The sequence below is a fragment of the Acinetobacter sp. AS167 genome, from assembly GCF_037152175.1.
In the GTDB taxonomy this organism is placed as follows: domain Bacteria; phylum Pseudomonadota; class Gammaproteobacteria; order Pseudomonadales; family Moraxellaceae; genus Acinetobacter.
In genome coordinates, this window is record NZ_JBBCMP010000002.1 from 410,087 (window position 1) to 432,275 (window position 22,189).

Genomic DNA, 22,189 nt, shown 5'->3' on the forward strand with positions numbered 1-22,189 from the left:
TACTCCTACACCAAAATCAATGCAGGATTTTCAACAAACTGCTTAAATGCTGCCAAGAACTGTGCACCTAACGCCCCATCAATCACCCGATGATCACAAGACAAGGTCGCGGTGACCATCTGTCGAATCACGATGCTCTCATTTTCAACAATTGCCCGTTTTTCTGCTGCACCTAAAGCTAAAATCGCACCTTGGGGTGGGTTAATAATCGCGTCAAACTGTTGAACGCCGAGCATACCTAAATTCGAAATACTGAAACTACCGCCCTGAAATTCATCAGGCGCCAATTTGCCAGTTTTGGCACGTGTTGCAAGATCACGCATATCATTGGAAATTTGTGCCAAAGACTTGGTATTGGCAGCTTTAATGATTGGAGTGATGAGGCCATTCTCAATCGCTACAGCAACAGAGATATCCGCCTGATCAAACTGCAAAATCTGCTGATTCTCTTCATCAAACTGAACATTGACCTGTGGCACTTTGATCAATGCAGCTGCTGCCGCTTTAATCAACATGTCATTGATTGACAATTTCACTTGCGGCACAGTGGCATTAATCTGTTGACGTAGTCCCTGAATAGCATCCACATTTAAATTTACGGTTAAACGGAAGTGTGGTGCATTACGTTTTGCTGCCTGTAAGCGTGAAGCAATGGCTTTACGCATACCATTCATCGCAATGGTGGTCACCTTGGCAGTTTCAGTTCGCATTACATCAGCGCTATTTTGGGCAAGTGCAGGGTTTTCACGCTGATGAACTGCTTCAACATCTTCCTTACAAATACGCCCTCTTGATCCTGAGGCACGACAGTCATGTAAATTAATGCCCCATTGTTTGGCTAAACGACGTGCAACTGGTGTTGCCAACACTTGGCTATCATCAGCTTTAGATTTCGCCACTTTACCACTCGGTTGCTGCCGAATATCGGGCCATGATCCACCCGCAGCTTGAACTGCGTTTTGAATGTCTTGCACACTGATACGACCTCCACGCCCTGAGCCTGAAACCAGCGCCAAATTCACTTGATGCTTTTCAGCCAATTTCAAGGCATGCGGTGTTGCAAAAACATCCTCAACATGTTGATAACCTTGTAATGCAGCAGGAATTACATAACCATTTTGGGCAACAGCTTTTGATACCTGCTCAATACGATTCTGTTTAGGCGCAGTTTGTGGCTTGGTTTCAGGCTGCGTTGCCGTCAGCTTTTCAGTAACCACTTCAACAGCTTTGCTTTCATTGAGAATAGGTGCGCCAGCCAAAGATTGAGCAAAGGCATCAATTTCAGCATCGGAAACTTGCGCATCTGCACAAATTGCAATGATCCCGCCCACCACTAAAGTATCGCCATTATTGGCAATGATTTTACGCAAGGTACTATCAAACGGTGCTTCAAGGACATTGACGATTTTTGTGGTCTCAATTTCACAAATTTCTTGTCCTTTACTAAACTGCTCGCCTGCTTGAATCAACCATTGGGCAATGGTGCCCTCTTCCATCGACAAACCCCATTTTGGGATTTCTAAAGTTTTAATTTCGCTCATCCTAAGCCTCCAACGTTTTACGTACAGCCTGTTCGATACGTTCTACACTTGGTAGCCATTGTTTTTCTAATACGGGTGAAAATGGCACAGGTGAATGCGGTGGTGTCACCAGTTCAATGGGTGCTTTGAGATAATGAAAGCCTTTTTGTGCAATCAGTGCGGCCACATCATGCCCAAAACCACAACGGGCAGCAGACTCATCAACAATCACCACACGCCCTGTTGACGCTACAGATTCTAAAATGCCTTCTTCATCCAATGGAGAAATCGTTCGTGGATCGACAACTTCGACAGAAATTCCCTCCTTAGCAAGCTTATCCGCGACTTCATTAGCACGATGCACCATTAAACTTAAGGCAATAATCGTGACATCGGTTCCTTCACGGGTGTAATTTGCTACACCAAAAGGAATGGTATATGGTTCATCTGGCACTTCACCTTTGATGTCATAAAGCAATTTATGTTCACAAAAAACCACTGGGTCATCATCACGGATGGCTTGGATCAATAAGCCTTTTACATCATATGCACTGGACGGCACCACGACTTTTAAACCGGGTACAGCAGCAAACACGTTATACGGGGATTGTGAATGTTGTGCGGCAGCAGAAAAGCCTGCGCCGATCATGCCTCGAACCACCAAAGGCGCTTTGGCTTTTCCACCAAACATATAACGAAATTTGGCCGCTTGGTTATACAACATGTCATGACATACGCCATAGAAGTCCATAAACATCAGGTCAGCCACAGGTCGTAAACCTGTTGCAGCAGCCCCTGCCGCCATTCCAATAATTGCAGATTCAGTGATCGGGGTATCAATCACACGCTCAGAGCCAAACTCTGTCCATAGCCCTTTGGTGACACCAAGTACGCCCCCAAAGCCTTCGAGTTTATTGTCATCTGTATTTTTACCGCCATGCCCGCCACGCACATCTTCACCGACAACAATCACACTTGGGTCACGGCGCATTTCTGATTCAATCGCTTCTTTAATCGCGTTTCGATAACTTTTATTTGGCATTGTTTTACTATTCCTTTAGTAAGAGACATAAACGTCAGTAAGAAGTTGAGAAAGTTCTGGATAATTGGCAGCACGTGCATTTGCGACAGCAGCATCGACATTGGCTTTTGATTCAACATCAATTGCATCCAGCGTGGCTTCAGCAATCTTGCCTTTGACTTTTTCACGGAAAATTTTCAACGGATCTTTATGCTCTTTGACATAATCGAGTTCTTCTTTGGAACGAATCAGTCCTGGGTCACCTTCAAAGTGTCCATAAAAACGATTGGTAATGGTTTCAATCACACTTGGGCCTTCGCCACGCCGTGCACGTTCAATGGCTTTTTGGGCGACCTCATACACAGCAAAGAAATCTGTCCCATCTACTTTTTCAGCAGGCATCCCAAAAGCCGCAGCACGACCTGCAATGTCTTTGCTTCCGACTGCATAATCATGCGCAGTACCTTCACCAAAACCATTATTTTCAAAAACAAAAATCACGGGAAGTTTTAAAACCACAGCCATATTCATGGCTTCAAAGGTCAGACCTTGGTTAGAACCACCATCCCCAGTAAATGACAAACCAACTCCACCCGTCTTTAAGGTTTTTGCGGTTAACGCTGCACCAATTGCCAAAGGTGGCCCACCACCAACAATTCCGTTGGCTCCCAACATACCTTTGTCTAGATCAGCAATATGCATTGAACCGCCTTTGCCACGGCACAAACCATCATCTTTACCAAAAATTTCCAACATCATGCCGTGAATATCACATCCTTTGGCAATGCAGTGACCGTGACCACGATGGGTTGAGGTAATAAAATCTTTGTCAGTCAAATTTTCACAAATTCCAACGGCTACCGCTTCTTCACCACTGTAAAGATGGATAAATCCGGGAATATCACCTGTATTATTTTCATCGTGAAGTCGATCCTCAAACTCACGAATATCTCGCATCCGTCTGTATGCTGCTAGCAATTGCTCTTCCGTTAATTGCATATACTTATTCCTTCATGCTCACAGTTAAAAGTAAAACCATATATTTAAAAATAAATATTGGTATTTAAAACCCGTATATTTATATAAAATTATTTCATTAAAAATTAATATTAGACTAAAAAAATATCTCTTTATAAAACACAATAAAAATATTAAAAACAGCACCTTACAAAGCAAAAAATATTTGTAAATTTTTATAATTTTCAAAAACTTAAAAAATCAAACCTTTAACCAACCTTTATTTTATAATATTAATATTTTTCACTCTTTTATTATATTTAAAAAAATTTTAAATATAATTGACATCGAAAATAAAAATGTCATCTTATATTAAGTTATATTATTTAATGGACTATTTAAAATGGATTTAAAAGTTTCAGTCACCACAGGACAAAAACTACGTGGTGCAGATAAATTGGCACGTATTCCAGTAAAAATTATCAGTACAGAACAGATCCCTCAAAAGCCTGAATGGATTCGTGCCAAGATCAGCCAGCCTGAAGAAGTGCAACGTATTAAAAATTTATTACGTCAACAAAAACTACATACAGTATGTGAAGAAGCCGCGTGCCCCAATTTGCCACAATGCTTTGGTGGTGGAACAGCGACCTTTATGATTATGGGAGATATTTGTACCCGTCGATGCCCATTTTGTGATGTGGCGCATGGACGTCCAAATATTTTAGATGCTGATGAACCGAAACATTTAGCAGAAACTGTTAAAAATCTAAATTTAAACTATGTGGTGATTACCTCAGTAGACCGTGATGATCTTATTGACGGTGGAGCAGAACACTTTGCTGCATGTATTCGAGAAATCCGTAAAAGTAGTCCAGATACGCTGATTGAGATTTTAGTCCCTGATTTTCGAGGCAGATTAGAAGTTGCCCTCAACATTCTGAGCGAAACCCCGCCAGATGTATTTAATCATAATATTGAAACGGTCCCTCGTTTGTACCGTGCAATGCGTCCAGGTTCAGATTATCAACATTCACTGGAACTGTTAAAACGGTTTAAGCATTTACGCCCAGACATCGCAACGAAATGTGGCTTGATGGTGGGATTAGGTGAAGTCGAAGCAGAAGTTATTGTGTTGCTGAATGACCTCAGTGACTATCAAGTGGACTATGTCACCATTGGTCAATACTTACAGCCATCTAAATCTCATGCCCCAATACATCGTTTTGTTTCATTGAAAGAGTTTGAACATTATCAAGCGCATGGTGAGTTATTAGGGTTTAAAAATATATGGAGTGCGCCAATGGTTCGTTCTAGCTATTTTGCTGATCGTCAATACAAGGGCGAGCCTGTACCTAAGCCGTTTACACGTGAAAACATTGCCACAGAAATTTAGGATGATTCAGTGTTCAAAGTGAATATGTACACCTAAACATTAAACAATGAGTATCAAAAAGAATACGCTGTCTTTTTATTGGTAACTTTATTTAACATTTGTGAGCAGAAAACTCATTTTAAAGCAAAACATTAACTTCTAAAGTGAGAACCTAATAAAGATGATTATTTTCAGAACACTATTTGTTTGAATATAGATTAAAATTTGGTGTCATCAAATAAAATCACCAGATACAGCGATAAAGAATACAAAGTATTAATGGCATAACCATTCATCATAAAGGAATATGATATGAAGCTATTGAATCAACTACAGCCGCAAGCGCTTCGTTTACAGACCACACATTTTGTCAATATCGAATCCGTCACTGCTGCGCCACTTCTCGCTTTACCTCCCGAACCAGAACCCTCTCTGTTTCGTCGTTCTCTTCAACATAATTATGCGGATTTACTAAAAATTGCAGATGATTCTGAAATGGCAATTGGAATCACAGATCATCATGGCACCTTACTTTGGACATGGAGTAGCCGTGCTATGCTCTCCTCTGCTGAGCAAGTGCATTTTGTCGAAGGTGGACATTGGTCAACACAGGCTGTCGGTACAAATGCGATTGGTTTGGCCTTAAATAATCATCTCTCTAGCTGTGTTTATTCACATGAAAATCAGATGAACAGTGTACAGGATTGGGTTTGTTATGCCGCGCCGATCGTTGACCCTGTATCTGGACAATTTCACGGTGTGATTAATTTATCGACCAAGTACAAGAAGCATACTTCACTGGGAGTATTGGCTGTAGAACGCTGTGCAGAGTTGGTTCAACGTGCGATTCAATTTGAACAAAAAAACATGCTTTATCTCAAAGTTTTTGGTACACCCAAAGTTCAATTTAACCAACAGCTTTTAACATTGACCCATCGACAAATTGAAATTTTATGCATTCTTGTGTTACACCCTGAGGGTATTAACCTAGATGAACTGCACTATGCCTTATACGGTGATCGGGACATTAGTGAAAAAACCTTAAAAGCAGAAATGTCACAATTACGCACCTTGCTCCCCAACTGTATTTTATCGCGCCCGTATAAGCTAGTTTGTGAGATTCAAACCGACTTTACCAGAGCTGAACAATCCCTCAATACAGGTTTTCTCGCCAGTACATTTTCACTCTACAAAGGAAGTTTTTTGGCGAAATCAGAAAGCCCTTTCTTGACCACATGGCGTGATTGTTTCGATGCACGTTTAAGTCATCTGATTTATCAAATTCAGGATATTGACCCGCTTTTAAAAATTATTAGTCGTCTTCCTGAACGTAATGATGCTATACAACGGGTACTGGAATTATTGCCTGAACAAAGTCAGCATCGTGCGTATTTTTTAAAATTACTTTAGGCTCAATGAACTTAGATATTTTATTGCACAACTGATAGCACAGCACTGTTTTGCCCTGATGTTTAAGGCTATAAAGTTGCTCTGTATAAAAATAATAAGTGAATCAATCTAAGACTAATTTTTAAAGCCAACGACAGAAAATGCACGGTAAATATAGTCAACCTGTCAAAAAAAATCAGACACAATAATATAATTTCTCTTAATTAATATTTTTAATTAAATCAATAATATGATGAAATAGTATTGTTTAATTATATAAAAGCTTACACTGCCACATCTTACATTCAAAGTTTAAATCCCTTTGCGTAGGCGATGCCTCACTTTCGTAGGCGGTGCCAAACCTTGCGCTTCAAACAAAGCAGTGCTTTGTTTTTGCTCATGTTGGGCGAGGGGTAGGATCACCAGCTATGATTCAAAAGTACAAAAATGAATTGGTAACCAACAATTTTTAATAGTTCATACAAAAACATAAGCTTCATTTATGCTCAATGACTTGATGCAAATCACTTGTATGAAATAATTAGGTGATTTGACTATATAGAAAATTATAAGATTAAAATTAATATATTTTTCACGCAATTAAAATAAACCATGAGCCTGATCAATACTACAACGTCTCACAATCTTACCTCTCTCCGCAATAAATCGATTGCTAAAATTAAAATACAAGTAATTTAAACATAAATGCCCTTTAAATGATAATGATTATATTTTACATTTAACACCATGCAGATTTTCTCGATCCGCTCAGCACTGAAAGAAAGGCAATTGTGGTTTATTGCTCAATAAAGATAGGTAGACTTAATGATGAATAGCCAACAACAAACGACATTAGATCAAAAAATAGTACCAGACCAAAAAAAGGTTTCAGACAAAAAAACAGTATCAGATCAAAAAGCGATACTGAAACAAGATGATCATATGCGGAATCTGGAAGTCATTGAGATGACGATAACGGCGATTTCTCATCCTTTTCCATCAATTGTACGTATTCGGGGCGAAATCAATACAACACAGCCAGACTTATGGACAACACCTAACCTTGCTATTCGTTTAGAAGTGCATCAACAAGCAGACAGCTTACCTATATCACGTGTATATACCGTGCGTTGCTTTGATCCAAGTACTGGTCAAATTGAAATTGACTTTGTTCTACATGCTGACCCAAGTCCAGCAATGCTTTGGCTAGATTCAGCAAAAATTGGCACTAAAATTCAACTTACGGGTCCAAGACCGCACTTTCTCCCCAATTTTACCCCAGCTAAACGCGTGGTGATGTTTGCCGATGAAACCGCCATTCCAGCCGTCTATTCAATTTTACAGCAATGGCAAATGGGAATTCAGGGAGAGATTTATATTGAAAGTTGTGACGCCAATATTATTGATGATTTACCAAAATATCATGGCGTAAATATTCATTTACTTCATCGGGGAAAATCACAGCAAGCGGGTAAATTGGGCTTACTACTTAAAGTTGCCGAACATTTTAAAGATCGTGAAGATATTAGCATTTGGGCAGCCTGTGAACGTAATGAAGCAAGAGTGATACGGAAGCTGTTTACCCAACACGGTCATTTGAGTAAAGATGATATTCGTGTGGCCGGCTATTGGAATGTCGGCATGTCCAGCTCAACATTAGATCTAAGCAGAGTCGCATATTATCAAAAACACCTAGAACAAGGTAAAACGCTAGAAACATTTGATGATCTAGATATGCCTGTTTAAATGAAATCATTGACCTATTTGCCCCCATCTCAGTTTTCTTAAGACGATTATTTAGAGGGAGTATTTGGAATGTAAATCAATCTTTGAGGTTGATACTCTGGCGTTATTATGTCCTAGCTCAATGATGACCCAACACAATTAACAGCACTCGACTTGGATCTTACGATCCAAGTCTTTATATTATTCATTGCACAGCCTGTGTTGCATATCTTTACATCATGGTCTGCTTAAAGATCCAAAGCGAATCCACTACAACATTTTTACATGATGGCTAATTATAACAACGGCGAAAACATGGTGATGTAATTGCTGAAAACATGATTGCCAAGCTTATTTTTCTCTAGCCAAGTGCAAAGCTTAAAATCAATCTTCCCTCGTTCACAGATAGGCCCATGCAATCTCAAAATGACAGGGATAAATTTATTTGATCCTTTTTTAAATCTCAAACGACATTATAAGCATACTCCTCACATCTTATAAGGCCGCTTTCGATGTCATCAACAAGAATACAAATGGCAGACAAAAAATACCTGTCAAAAATGATTCAAATGATCATGTTAGGTCTCACTTCTGTAGTTGCTTCTACCCTTTTGCATGCTACTGAAGAGATAACTCAAAATAATGCAGAACCTCTTGCATTGCCAACGCTCAAGTTTACAGCAAACCAATTGGGTGAAATTACAGAAAACAGTGGTGTCTATACTCCGGGTTCAATTGCCACAGCAACGCGTTTGGTTTTAAAACCCAAAGAAACCCCACAAACGATTAGTGTGATTACTCGCCAAGAAATGGATGATTTTAATCTCAACTCTATCGATGATGTTATGCGGCATACCCCGGGTGTTAGTGTGGTGACCTATGACAGTGAACGGACAGAATATTACTCCCGTGGTTTTGCAATACAAAACTTCCAGTACGATGGGATCCCGATGAATCGTGATTCGGCCTACTCAGCAGGAAATACCCTAAGTGATATGGCGATTTATGATCGTATCGAAGTTTTAAAAGGAGCAACGGGGCTTTTAACTGGGGTGGGTGATCCTGGTGCAACGATTAATTTGATTCGTAAAAAACCAACCAAAGATTTTCAAGGGAATGTTTCTCTGGGTCTAGGCACATGGAATAACTACCGCGGCCAAATTGATTTAAGCGGTCCACTTAACCAAACGGGCAGTATTCGTGGACGTGGCGTTGCTGCGTATCAAGACAAAGAATCTCAATTAGATCGCTATGAACGCAAGACTCCTGTGTTCTACGGCATATTAGAAGCAGATTTAACTGAGAATACCCTACTGACTATAGGCGCAGATTATCAAGACAATAAACCTAAGGGCTCAACGTGGGGCGGTATCCCAATTTATAATTCAGCGGGTCAATTTAATAAAATGTCGCGTGGCTTTAACAATGGTGCAAATTGGAGTAATTGGGAACAATATACTCGAACTATTTTCTCAACTTTAGAGCATAAGTTTGATAATGATTGGGTCGCAAAAATCCAGTTAAATCATCAAATCAATGGCTATGATGCACAATTAGGCGCAGCGGCAGGTGGTCATCCAAATCCATCGACGGGAACTGGTGTTTCAATGTGGGCTGGAAACTATAAGGGCGAAACCAAAAGTGATGCTGCAGACATCTATGCAACAGGTCCATTTCAACTTTTTGGCCGTGAACACGAGCTGGTTGTAGGCGCAAGCATTTCTGAGAGCACTTGGAAAAATAATGGTTATAGTGCACCAACTGGTTATAAAACCAGTGTAGATCAATATTATCAATGGAATGGGAACGTTGCGGAGCCTGATTGGCAAAAAGGTAATCATTGGTCAAACAATGAAACCACCAAGCAGAATGGATTTTATCTCACCTCACGTTTGAATTTACATGATGATTTAAAAGTCATTTTGGGTGGACGTATTGCAAACTATAAGTCAGAAGAGACTAAAGAGTCAGGTATCTTTATACCTTATGTCGGTGCGGTTTATGATTTAAATGACCAATACTCAGTTTATGCAAGCTACAGCACCATATTTAAACCTCAATCTGCACAAAATCCAAACGGTAAAACACTTGATCCGCTTGAGGGAGAAAACTACGAAGCTGGAATCAAAGGTGAATTTTTTGATGGTCGCTTAAATGCAAGTTTGGCATATTACCAACTCAAACAAGACAATTTTGCGAAAGAGATTCCAAACGTCCTTACACCATCTGGTGGTGTCGCATCTGAAGCGCTCCAAGGTGTCAAAACCAAAGGGGCTGAACTCGAAGTTACTGGTGAAATTCGTCCTGGTTGGAATTTACATGCTGGCTTTAATCATAAAATCTCTAAACAAGATGGGATAAAACAGAGCACTTTGACTCCTGAAAATGAATTTAGCCTTTATACCAGCTATAAGCTCAATCAATGGGTGGATGGTTTAACTGTTGGTGGTGGTGCACGTTGGCAAGATAAGACTTGGGGCGATGTCACCAATCCACTGTATAAAGATCCTGTTAAACATGTGGTGTCTGATTATTGGTTATTTGATGCAATGGCAAACTATGAAGTAAATGATCAATTATCCGTTTCTTTTAATGTAAACAATCTTCTAGATGAAAAATATTATACGATTTTTAGCTGGTATAGCACGTATACATGGGGCGAAGGTCGTAATTATAATTTAGGACTTAAATATAAGTTTTAATCAGGTTTAACTGACTTCCTCTAGGTAATAGACAAACATCATACTGCATGGGGAAGTTTCAACTATTCAGTCAGCTTTTACTATTGTTCCAAAATCACTGATCTCATTTCATCCTACGCTAACATCAACCTAATTTGGTCTTAAATCACCCGGTTGATCTGCGGATTTTATTATTTATTTTGAGCATTGAATTTTTTAAAACTCAAGCCCTATCTTTAGCTATGCCTTTTCACTGTCTAGTGGAGGAAAAGGCAAAGCTAAACCAAGCACAAAGAAGAATCATAAAACTATAGTATTTCTGATTTTTATTTGTTCCGATCTGAGGATTCAATGGGTTTGTTGATGACTTTTTTGGGGGCTTGATCAGCTAAGTCCTGATTAATTGCTTTGGTTAAACCAAACATATAAAGCAAAATAATCACCGAGAATGGTAATCCACATAATACCACAGCACTTTGCATCGAATGGAAACTACCTGCTAACAATAAACCAATACTGACAATAGTAATCACCACCGACCAGAAAATTCGCAACCAAATCGGTGAATCACTTTCATTACTTCCGCCTTTTGTAGACAGATTTGCAATCATCAGCGTGCCAGAACCCACTGGAGTCAAAAACAGCACAAAACATATCACCACAACAATCCCAGCCACATAAGGATTAAAAGGTAAATATTCGAGTAACTTAAACAAAGATAAAGCTGGATCGGTGAGAACCATATCGCCCAAAACTTTTTGTTTTTGATTCAAAATTAATTCAATTGCAGTATTACCGAAAATGGAAATCCAAGCCAAAGTAAAGCCTAAAGGGATTAGACACACACCCAAGACTACTTCACGAATGGTGCGCCCTTTTGAAATACGCGCAATAAACATCCCAACAAAAGGTGCCCAAGCAATCCACCAAGCCCAATAAAACACCGTCCAAGAACCGAGCCAGCCTTTCGCTTGTGAATTGTATAAATACACATCAAAACTTTTCGCGACAAAATGGTTGAGATAGTCACCCACGTTCTGTACCAAACCATTGAGCAAATGATTGGTTGGGCCTGTTAAGAATACAAATAACAATAAGCCATAGAGTAAACGTAAGTTAATCCGTGAAAGCCAAGCCAGTCCTTTTTCAATCCCCACCACTGTGGTGATGGTCGCAACAGACATCATCACCAATACCACTGCGATCAGAGTAACATTGTTGTCTGGAATGGCTGGGACTAAATAACTGATGCCCGAAACCAATACCAAAGCACCTATACCTAGATTGGTGACCAAAGATATCACCGTGGCTAAAATCCCAAAACCATCTACGAAGTCACCGATCAAACCATAGATCCGATCGCCAAAAATTGGATAAAGTGCAGAACGTAAAGCTAGGGGTAAATCTAAGCGAAAAGCAAAATAGCCCAAAGTGACACCTAACAAGGCATAGAGCACCCAGCCATGTATACCCCAATGTAAGAAGCTATACATCATGGCATCTCTGGCAGCTTGGATTGTGCCACCCTCGCCTTCAGGTGGTCTTAAAAAATGATCGACAGGTTCAGCAACACCATAATACAGTAAGGCAATACCGATACCTGCGGAAAACAGCATAGATACCCAAGCCAAGTAACCAAACTCAGGTTTATCGCCATCTTTTCCAAGTGGAAGTTGTCCAGCACGAGAAAAAGCCAACCATCCAACAAAACCTAGACATGCCACAATCACCAGCATGTAATACCAACCAAAGAGTTGATTGGCCTGCTCTTGTACATAGGTTAGCCAAAACTGACTTTTTTTTGGAAATAAAACAAACAATAGACCAAAAATACCGATACTGATTGCAGAACTTCCAAACACAAATAAATTTAACCGAATCCGTTCGGATGAATATCCTTTATGGCTATTTGACACCATGCTATTGCTCCTTGCAATTGGTGTATTTTCTTAAAAAATAATAGGATATGTACTCTTTTTACTGAACATTCTGATGGATCAGAATGTTGATGTATACACTTACATTTCTTATTACTCATCAAAAAATTATTGATTTTTGTAGATTATACTTTTTATTGATTGAACGTTCAATCAATAAAAAGTATTATAAAAAAATGCTAAGATGTTCTACATTGAGTAATGTTAAATAAAAAGTGCCTTTTCAGCACTTTAAGTGGATATACATGACAAAACGTAGAGTCAAACCAGAGCATGTGCGACGTGAAGAAATTATTAACGCCGCATTTGATGTGATTTATGAAGTGGGTTTATCCAATATGACCATTGCACAAATCGCAAAGAAAGCCGAGCTATCCACAGGTATTGTGAGTCACTATTTTGGTGATAAACAGGGATTAATAAATACCTGCATGCAAGAAATGTTGAATGTTTTACGTCGCAAAACCGACCAAAATAAAACTGAAGCAGACGAGCATCCAGAAAGCCAACTTAAAGCGATTATTGATTCTAACTTTGATATTAGTCAGGTCAATAAACAAGCCATGCGCATCTGGTTAGACTTTTGGTCTGCAAGCATGCATCTACCCGAACTTGGGCGCTTGCAACAAATTAATGATCAACGCCTGTACTCAAACTTGAAGTTTCACTTTCTCAAGTTATTGGACAAAGAACAGGCAAGCATTGCCGCTCGTGGTTTAGCGGCATTGATTGACGGATTATGGTTACGTGGCAGTCTAAGCAGTCATGATGAATTTGACAGCCAACTGGCACGTTCCATTGCTTACGATTATGTAAAAACGCAATTACAATTTGCGGAAAAGCCTTTGCAGGAGAGACAGAATGAGTGATTCACAAGTTCATCAATTGTACATCCATGGTCGCTATGTAGCAGCGACCAGTGGTAAGACCTTTACCAGTATTAACCCTGCCAATGGTGAAGTGATTGCAACCCTTCAACAAGCATCACAACAAGACATCGAAGCGGCTGTTCAAAGCGCACAACAAGGTCAAAAAATTTGGGCCGCAATGACAGCGATGGAACGTTCTCGTATTTTACGTCGCGCTGTCGACATCTTACGTGAGCGTAATGATGAACTCGCTCGCTTAGAAACCCTCGATACAGGTAAAGCCTTTAGCGAAACATCGACCGTTGATATTGTCACAGGTGCTGATGTCCTCGAATATTACGCAGGTCTCGCGACTGCAATTCAGGGAGAGCAAGTTCCGCTTCGTGAATCAAGCTTTTTCTATACCCGTCGTGAACCACTTGGTGTTGTCGCGGGAATCGGTGCTTGGAACTATCCAATTCAAATCGCATTATGGAAATCTGCCCCTGCTCTAGCTGCTGGGAACGCCATGATCTTTAAACCAAGTGAAACCACACCGCTGAGCGTATTCAAACTTGCTGAAATCTATACTGAAGCGGGACTACCAGATGGCGTATTTAACGTGGTACAAGGTGCAGGCCGTGAGATTGGACAATGGTTAACTGAACATCCTGTTATTGAAAAAATTTCTTTCACTGGTGGTGTTGAAACAGGCAAGAAAGTTATGGCAAGTGCCGCAGGCTCTACACTCAAAGAAGTGACCATGGAACTCGGCGGTAAATCCCCTTTAATTATTTGTGATGATGCTGACCTCAATCGAGCAGCAGACATTGCGGTGATGGCTAACTTCTTTAGTTCAGGTCAAGTATGTACCAATGGTACACGTGTTTTTGTTCCAAAAGCCCTGTTGGCAGATTTTGAAGCCGCTATTGTAGAACGGGTAAAACGGATCCGTATTGGTGATCCAATGGCTGAGCAAACCAACTTTGGTCCACTCACCAGCTTCCCACATATGGAAAAAGTCTTGTCGTTCATTGAGTCAGGTAAACAACAAGGTGCCAAACTGTTGATTGGCGGTGGTCGTGCGACAGAAGCTGAATTGGCGCAAGGTGCTTATGTGTTGCCGACAGTTTTCAGTGACTGCCAAGATGATATGCGCATCGTTGAAGAAGAAATCTTTGGCCCTGTCATGAGCATTCTCAGTTATGAAACTGAAGAAGAAGTCATTCGTCGTGCCAATGACACCACTTTTGGTTTAGCGGCAGGTGTTGTCACACAAGACATCACCAAAGCACATCGTATTATTCATCAAATCGAAGCAGGTATTTGCTGGATCAACACTTGGGGCGAATCCCCTGCTGAAATGCCAGTGGGTGGCTATAAACAATCAGGTGTCGGCCGTGAAAATGGTTTAACCACACTTGGACATTACACCCGTATCAAGTCAGTTCAAGTTGAGTTAGGTGAGTATCAAAGCATTTTTTAATGCACTCAGGCTTTCTCCGTATATCAATCCTATGTGCCATGTCATCACCTGATTGCATTGGCACTTTTAAAAATACAAAAAGGATAATTATGAATACTCTAGCATATGACTACATTATCATCGGCGCAGGATCTGCCGGAAATGTGCTCGCAACACGTTTAACTGAAGACAAAGACATTACAGTTTTACTCTTGGAAGCAGGTGGCCCAGACTACCGTTTAGATTTCCGTACTCAAATGCCAGCAGCGTTGGCTTATCCACTACAAGGACGCCGTTACAACTGGGCATATCTCACTGATCCTGAACCACATATGAATAATCGCCGTATGGAATGTGGCCGTGGTAAAGGTTTAGGTGGTTCATCATTGATTAACGGGATGTGTTATATCCGCGGTAATGCGATGGACTTAGATCACTGGTCGACGCTCAAAGGGCTAGAAGACTGGAGCTATGCAGACTGCTTACCGTATTATAAAAAAGCTGAAACCCGCGATATTGGTGGCAATGACTACCACGGTGGCGATGGCCCTGTATCTGTGGCAACCCCTAAAAATGGCAATAATGTCTTGTTCCATGCCATGGTTGAAGCAGGTGTACAAGCAGGCTATCCACGTACAGATGACTTGAATGGTTATCAACAAGAAGGTTTCGGTCCAATGGATCGTACTGTGACACCAAAAGGCCGTCGCTCTAGTACTGCGCGTGGTTATTTAGACATGGCAAAGGGTCGCCCTAATTTAACTATCGTGACCCATGCCACCACCAATAAAATTTTATTTAATCAAAAACATGCCATTGGTGTGGAATATATTATTGGTGCAGATCAAGCCAATCTCACACAAGCACGCGCAAACCGTGAAGTCTTGCTTTGTGCAGGCGCGATTGCATCCCCACAAATTTTACAACGTTCGGGTGTTGGCGAAAGTAATTTCCTTAAATCGATGGACATCGACGTGGTACATGATTTACCGGGTGTCGGTGAAAACTTACAAGACCATTTGGAAATGTACTTACAATACAAATGTAAGCAACCTGTTTCACTCTACCCCGCTTTAAAATGGTTTAACCAGCCTGCGATTGGCGCTGAATGGTTATTTAATGGGACTGGTATTGGCGCAAGTAATCAGTTTGAAGCAGGTGGTTTTATCCGCAGCTCAGATGAATTTGACTGGCCAAATATTCAATATCACTTCTTACCTGTTGCGATTAACTATAACGGCAGTAATCCCGTCAAAGAACATGGCTTCCAAGCCCATGTCGGTTCTATGCGCTCACCTTCACGTGGTAGAATTAAGCTGAAATCAAAAGATCCTTTTGAGCATCCAAGCATCCTGTTCAACTATATGTCGACTGAGCAAGACTGGCGTGAATTCCGTGATGCCATTCGTATCACACGTGAAATCATGCAACAGCCTGCACTGGATGCATATCGTGGCGAGGAAATCAGTCCTGGAAAACAGGTGCAAACTGATGCGGAACTGGATGACTTCGTGCGCAACCATGCTGAAACGGCATACCATCCTTCATGTAGTTGCAAGATGGGTGAAGACGAAATGGCAGTGGTTGACGGTCAAGGTCGTGTACACGGTCTACAAGGCTTGCGGGTTGTTGATGCTTCGATAATGCCACTGATCATTACTGGAAATTTAAATGCCACAACGATCATGATCGCTGAAAAAATCGCAGATCAAATTCGTGGTCAAAAATTGCCACGTTCTGAAGCGGGTTATTACAAAGCTGGCACTGCACCCGTGCGCAAAGCACCTTTACGTCCGATCGTGTAAAAGTATTCATATTTTAGCGACACCTGAGTTTTGACTGAGTGTGTCGCATCTTGCAAGGACGAATAAAATGAGAAAAAAATTATTATTGACCATCCCTTTGAGTCTATTTTTTCAAACCATACATGCCAATGAATCAGGTGTAGAAACACCATCTCCTTATAGTGCAAATTTGACAGTGGCCAGCCAATATATCTCACGTGGTTTTCAACAGACCTGGGGCAACCCTGCTATACAAGGCGGATTTGATTATGCACATCCCAATGGTTTTTATGCAGGAACTTGGGCTTCTACTGTGAGTGATGACTTCATCCGTGATGCCAATGTTGAATGGGATGTCTATACTGGTTATAGCCGTAGTTTCGGTCAGTTAAATCTGGCTACTAAAGTCGCTTATTACTACTATCCTGGGGCAAAAACCACTGCTGAAACAGGTCATACCCGTTTTGATTATGGTGAAATTATTCCAGAAATCAGCTATGGTCCGCTGAGTGTTAAATATGCAATCACCTATACCCAAGATTATTTTGGCAATAATTCTGAAACTTTAGCAATTGGTTCCAATAAGCACTCTCGAGGTTCAGGCTATTTAGATGTAAATTGGTTACAACCCATCGCTCAAGGCTGGTCGGTGAATATGCATTATGGCAATCAACGTATAAAAAACTTTTCTGCCGCAAGCTTTCAAGATGCCAGTTTTGCCATTAATAAAGTGCTACCTTATGGCTTATCTTCCAGTTTAAGTTATAGCAAAGCATGGGACAAAAACGGATATTATCAAAAATACAGCAATGGCAATCCCAATGCCAATGTTTCAAATCCAATTGATTCCACCCTCACTTTTTCACTCACTAAAAAGTTTTAAGCTAAAGTTTAGATATTTAGTAACCTGTTATAGATTAACCAAAAACTATGCCCTCCAAGAGCGTGGTTTTTTAATGTCTATAGTCACCCCCCTAATTATTCATACAAGTGATTTCTATCAAGTCATTGATCAGAAATGAACTTATGTTTTTGTATGTGCTTTTAGAAACTGTTGGGTATCAATTCATTTTTTTACTTTTGAATTATAGATGGTGATCCTACCCCTCGCCCAACATGAGCAAAAACAAAGCACTGCTTTGTTTGAAGCGCAAGGTTTGGCACCTCTTACGAAAGTGAGGCATCGCCTACGCAAAGCTATTTAAACTTTGAATGTAAGGTGTGGCATTGCAAGCTTTTTATAATTAAATAATTTATTTTCTCATGCAATTGATTTAATTAAAAATATTCATTAAAAAAAATTATATTATTATGTCTGAGCTTTTTTGACAGGTTGACTTATATCTTGGCTTAATTCAATAAAGCAAACTCAAATCTCCCCATACTGTTGAATTATCATTAGACAGCCATTGATTGTTTGTATAAAGTATCAGGAACGATTGTTCCAGTATGAATTAACATTATGCGCACTAAAGCGTTTGATCCAGAAGAAGTTGAAAATGCCGTTATGCAAGTTTTCTGGCGTAAAGGGTTTGCAGCGACATCCATTCAAGATTTGGTTGAGGAAACTGGACTTTCACGCAGCAGTTTATATAGTTCCTTTAACAATAAAGAGCAGCTATACCAACAAGCCTTATCTCGCTATCAACGCCTGATTAGTAAATCAAATATCGACTTATTATCCAGTGATGGATCAGTCAAAAGTATCATCCAACAATTACTATCTCGTATCATTGAAGATGAATTAAACGATCCGCAACAACGGGGCTGCCTAATGGCCAATGCCTGTTTGGAGTTAGCAGGACATGATCAAAAGACAGCTGAATCTGTCACGTATAATTTTGAACGATTACAACTTGCACTAGAACAGCTCATAATCAGAGGAAAGCAATCTGGTGAAATCATCCTACATAGTTCGCCACAAGCTTTAGCTCTTTTTTTTGTGAATACCATTCAAGGCATTCGCGTTTTAAGCAAAGGCTGTAGCCCAGAAAATCGTCAGCAATATCTAGAGAATGTTGCTGAAGTAGCATTGAATATCTTGTATTAATTTCGAGTTACCCCTTAGCAGACTGTCCAATTTGCAATGCTGAGGATTTTATTTACCCTAAAATGGAACGATCGTTCCGTTATAATGACAACATGGTGTTTAGTATGGATATTTATCTTCAATATTTTGTGATGCCTATATTCCTTAACCGAGATGATCTTTCTGTCAATCATACACAGAGGTATAACGCATGAATCAGCTCAACAACAGACCAGAGCTGAATCGATCTGCGTCAAGCTTACCAATTTGGAAATTATTGGCCTTTACGGTTGCAGGTTTTATTACCATTATGACGGAAATCATACCAGCTGGCTTATTGGCATTAATCAGTCATGACTTAGAAGTTTCTCAAGCTTTAGCAGGGCAAATGATTTCAGTTTATGCCTTAGGATCGGTCATTGCGGCGATCCCTGTGGTTGCTGCAACACGAAGTTGGTCAAGAAAACCTTTATTATTATTGGCAATCGCCGGCTTGTTTATCTTCAATAGTCTAACAGCGCTATCTTCTAGCTATATCGTCATCCTGATTTCACGATTTATTGCCGGAATGTCTGCTGGAATTATCTGGGGTATCTTGGCTGGTTATGCTCGAAATCTGGTTCCTGCCCATCTACAAGGCAGAGCGATGGCAATCGTTGGGGTTGGTCAACCCATCGCATTATGTATGGGTGTGCCTTTAGCCATTTGGTTGGGCAATCTGTTTGGCTGGCGTGGGGTTTTCTGGATGATTTCAGGGCTTGCCTTAATCCTAATCATCTGGATTAAAGTAAGCCTTCCTCATTTGGCTGGACAACCCCCGAGTAAGCAACAGTCTATCCTCAAAGTCTTGGTTCACCCTGGTATAGGCGCAATTTTGACAGTTATTTTTGTTTGGATTTTGGCACATAACATACTTTATACCTTTATTTCTCCTTATTTATCAGCTGTCCAGCTGAGTGAGCATATTGATCTTATCCTGCTTATTTTTGGTCTTTCTTCAATATTCGGCATTTGGATTACAGCGATTTGGATAGATAGATCATTACGCAAATTAATCCTGATCAGTTTAACAGGTTTTGCAATCGCTGCTCTTTTGATGGGCTTGAGCGGTCATCACATCTGGCTTGCGATGCTAGGTATCGTACTTTGGGGAATGACTTTTGGTGGTGCACCAACCCTACTACAAACTGCGCTGGCAGATGTTGCAGGTGAAAATGTAGATATTGCCCAATCAATGCTGGTGACAGTGTTCAATCTTGCTGTTGCAGGGGGCGGTATTTTTGGCGGCATCCTACTGCAAAATGTAGGAATAGACTCATTTTTTGTTTGTATCATCGCCTTATCATTATTGGGGTTATGTATTGTATTTTTAGCAAGTGAAAATGGTTTTAAATCAGGGCATCGTTTAAACAGCAAATAAGTTTAAAACCGTCATTTAACTGCATGTTCTTATGACAAAATCTATTGGATTAAACAGCGCCATCATCGTTGACTGTGCTGTTTGATCAATTTCTTAAACAACAGCTATGGTTTGGTTTACTAAAGTTAGCTTATGGTCTGTTTATTTCACTTTTACACACTTCTGCTGCTGAAGCTTGCTTCATAATGTCAACAATATTTGCGATACAGTAGATGGTATTTAATTGAACATGCGCATTATCATAACTACTTGCATGTTCATAACCATTGATAATAAATGTTTCAATTGGACTACGACCATCAGCACGCACATCCTGTCCAGACTGATAACAAACCGTTCCGTCTCCCTTTGAAGTTGGCTTAATATCTAAATAAAATGTGGCTTTATTGGTTTTAGAAATTTTGGACTTTTCATCTAGCAAGACTTCCCTTATGCCATCTTTTTTATAGGCATTGTCTAGTAAATTATGGATTTTCGAACCTTTTATACTTAATTCAGCATCATCTTCCTGAACATGTTTTACATCGTCTTCTTTTATATCACTTCGATCTTTTATATCTGGAAGTTCAATTAAATTTTTCTTGCCATATAAGTTCATTAATTCAATTAGTTCATTTTCACTGCTAATATTTAACTCTTCTTTACAACGCCACACCACTTGACCAAATGCTTTAAACCCTTCGTCAGCACCATAGCTTGCATAAGTATTGGCATGATAGGTATCTTTTATATGATCATGCAATTTTTTGACTATATTTATATTCTTACTATAAACATCAAAAATACTATCATATCCTTCTTTATCTACCGTTTTTGCAACCAATCCAGCAGGATCGATAAAATCAGGATTGATCATCGCCCACCAACAGTCTTTTCTTTTATAGAGATCATTATAAGGATCATTGCTTTTTGGCAATGTGGCAGTCATTTCACCTGTAGGCGTTTTCGCTTTAATGACCAACCATGCTTGAGAATTTTTGGGAAAATCCCCAACATTGGAATAATTTGAAAAAGGCAATAACTCTAAGCCACCGGGCGCATTTGCCAATGTTGCGGTGAGACGTTCAGAAGTATTCCCAAACATAAATTTGGTTGCCCAAGCTACAGCACTTTTGAAAAGTCCTGTTGAGGCTTTCCAACCATCCCAGCCTACAGTGAGGCGTTGATATACTGCTGGCGCACCACTGGCAGGCATCGCACCATGTATCACACCAGCAATCTTATCTTTAACCTTAGCATTTTGGATCAGGGCGCGAGTCACTAAGCCCCCCATAGAGTGGCTAACGATAATAAATTTTTTAAATTTTGCTGTAGGAAATTCTTTTTTAACTTGCGCCATAACTTGATTATTCAGTCGGTCTGCAACATGATCTGCTGACTTCATATTACTTTGTAACCAGTTATAGCCACAGGCAAACACTGGAAAAGCATAATCTGCCAATTCCTCATGCTGTTCTAGACCTAATAATTCAACAGTTTTTTGCGACGACCAATTTTTAAGTATTTTTTCCGTATCTGCATTGCCGGGTTGGACAATTTTTTCCCATTCAGCTGTACCATTAAACTTATCCTTCTCTTGATCTTTTAATTTCTTGAAGGGTTGATTTAAATTACTCTCCAAATAAATCAGTAAATTTGCATAACCCATGGTAATCACTGAACCCCAACCGCGTGCCAAAGCCAAGTCTTTGGTCATATGTGGAATTGCTTTTTTACTTATTTTTACATCGCCATCGTACCCAACCTGAGTTGTTGCTGGGTTCAGGGCAATCTGTCGTTCTCGTGCATCTCGTTTACTGTATTCAATAATTGTAGACAGTGATATTCGGGGATACCAAACCTCTTTATCATCAGCGGTATCTTTAATATTTGACCCCATAATCCCTGGAATAAAAATAATCGGCACGACATATTTGACAGGTGCAGGAATTACACACTCGGAATTAACACTCTCTGGTGTGGTATATGAAACATAAGACACACTTCCAGATTCGTAAAGTATTTCATAGGCTTCATGACGATGGACATTATTTGACAT

The 22,189-nt window shown here is 40.1% G+C and carries 15 protein-coding genes; 10 read left to right on the forward strand and 5 right to left on the reverse strand.

From position 1 onward, the window contains the following. Positions 1-5: 5 nt before the first annotated feature. From WFN33_RS05205 to WFN33_RS05215, 3 genes are read right to left on the reverse strand one after another with little or no spacing between them, the layout of a single operon-like run. Complete coding sequence (locus tag WFN33_RS05205) at positions 6-1,541, reverse strand: 2-oxo acid dehydrogenase subunit E2 (RefSeq protein ID WP_336951908.1); 1,536 nt, start codon at positions 1,539-1,541, stop codon at positions 6-8. A 1-nt stretch (position 1,542) separates the two neighbouring features. After that, a complete protein-coding gene (locus WFN33_RS05210) occupies positions 1,543-2,562 on the reverse strand; it encodes an alpha-ketoacid dehydrogenase subunit beta (RefSeq protein WP_004717558.1) in 1,020 nt (339 codons plus the stop codon). Positions 2,563-2,577: 15 nt separating this feature from the next. Further along, positions 2,578-3,540, reverse strand: a complete 963-nt coding sequence (locus tag WFN33_RS05215; protein ID WP_336951909.1) for a thiamine pyrophosphate-dependent dehydrogenase E1 component subunit alpha — start codon at positions 3,538-3,540, stop codon at positions 2,578-2,580. A 361-nt stretch (positions 3,541-3,901) separates the two neighbouring features. Between WFN33_RS05215 and lipA the strand changes: the two genes are divergently transcribed. The 4 genes from lipA to WFN33_RS05235 all read left to right on the forward strand — a co-directional run bounded on the left by lipA (position 3,902) and on the right by WFN33_RS05235 (position 10,689). Next, complete coding sequence (gene lipA, locus WFN33_RS05220) at positions 3,902-4,894, forward strand: lipoyl synthase (RefSeq protein ID WP_336951910.1); 993 nt, start codon at positions 3,902-3,904, stop codon at positions 4,892-4,894. A gap of 291 nt (positions 4,895-5,185) precedes the next feature. Next, the gene (locus tag WFN33_RS05225) at positions 5,186-6,283 is read left to right on the forward strand and encodes a transcriptional regulator (protein WP_336951911.1); all 1,098 of its coding nucleotides are present in this window, start codon (positions 5,186-5,188) and stop codon (positions 6,281-6,283) included. An 807-nt stretch (positions 6,284-7,090) separates the two neighbouring features. Further along, entirely contained in the window at positions 7,091-8,008 is a 918-nt protein-coding gene (locus WFN33_RS05230) for a siderophore-interacting protein (protein WP_336952137.1), read from the forward strand. Between the two features lie 512 nt (positions 8,009-8,520). Then, positions 8,521-10,689 carry a TonB-dependent siderophore receptor gene (locus WFN33_RS05235; RefSeq protein WP_336951912.1) on the forward strand — a complete coding sequence of 723 codons (2,169 nt, stop codon included), beginning with the start codon at positions 8,521-8,523 and terminating at the stop codon, positions 10,687-10,689. Between the two features lie 305 nt (positions 10,690-10,994). Here the strand turns inward: WFN33_RS05235 and WFN33_RS05240 are convergent, their stop codons facing one another. Continuing rightward, complete coding sequence (locus tag WFN33_RS05240; protein ID WP_336951914.1) at positions 10,995-12,587, reverse strand: BCCT family transporter; 1,593 nt, start codon at positions 12,585-12,587, stop codon at positions 10,995-10,997. 263 nt (positions 12,588-12,850) lie between these two features. Between WFN33_RS05240 and betI the strand changes: the two genes are divergently transcribed. From betI to WFN33_RS05270, 6 genes are all read left to right on the forward strand, one after another. After that, positions 12,851-13,474 carry a transcriptional regulator BetI gene (gene betI, locus WFN33_RS05245; protein ID WP_336951915.1) on the forward strand — a complete coding sequence of 208 codons (624 nt, stop codon included), beginning with the start codon at positions 12,851-12,853 and terminating at the stop codon, positions 13,472-13,474. Continuing rightward, a complete protein-coding gene (gene betB, locus WFN33_RS05250; RefSeq protein ID WP_336951916.1) occupies positions 13,467-14,939 on the forward strand; it encodes a betaine-aldehyde dehydrogenase in 1,473 nt (490 codons plus the stop codon). The genes betI and betB overlap by 8 nt, the downstream gene beginning before the upstream one ends. A gap of 89 nt (positions 14,940-15,028) precedes the next feature. Continuing rightward, positions 15,029-16,723 carry a choline dehydrogenase gene (betA, locus tag WFN33_RS05255; RefSeq protein ID WP_336951917.1) on the forward strand — a complete coding sequence of 565 codons (1,695 nt, stop codon included), beginning with the start codon at positions 15,029-15,031 and terminating at the stop codon, positions 16,721-16,723. 67 nt (positions 16,724-16,790) lie between these two features. Then, positions 16,791-17,585, forward strand: coding sequence for a TorF family putative porin (locus tag WFN33_RS05260; protein ID WP_336951918.1), 795 nt, complete (start codon positions 16,791-16,793; stop codon positions 17,583-17,585). A 579-nt stretch (positions 17,586-18,164) separates the two neighbouring features. Beyond that, on the forward strand, positions 18,165-18,752 hold the full coding sequence (locus WFN33_RS05265; RefSeq protein WP_336951919.1) for a TetR/AcrR family transcriptional regulator: 588 nt from the start codon (positions 18,165-18,167) through the stop codon (positions 18,750-18,752). 190 nt (positions 18,753-18,942) lie between these two features. Beyond that, positions 18,943-20,151, forward strand: coding sequence for an MFS transporter (locus WFN33_RS05270; protein WP_336951921.1), 1,209 nt, complete (start codon positions 18,943-18,945; stop codon positions 20,149-20,151). A 130-nt stretch (positions 20,152-20,281) separates the two neighbouring features. On the opposite strand, the gene WFN33_RS05275 is transcribed toward WFN33_RS05270, so the two are convergent. Beyond that, positions 20,282-22,189 carry a lipase family alpha/beta hydrolase gene (locus WFN33_RS05275; RefSeq protein ID WP_336951922.1) on the reverse strand — a complete coding sequence of 636 codons (1,908 nt, stop codon included), beginning with the start codon at positions 22,187-22,189 and terminating at the stop codon, positions 20,282-20,284.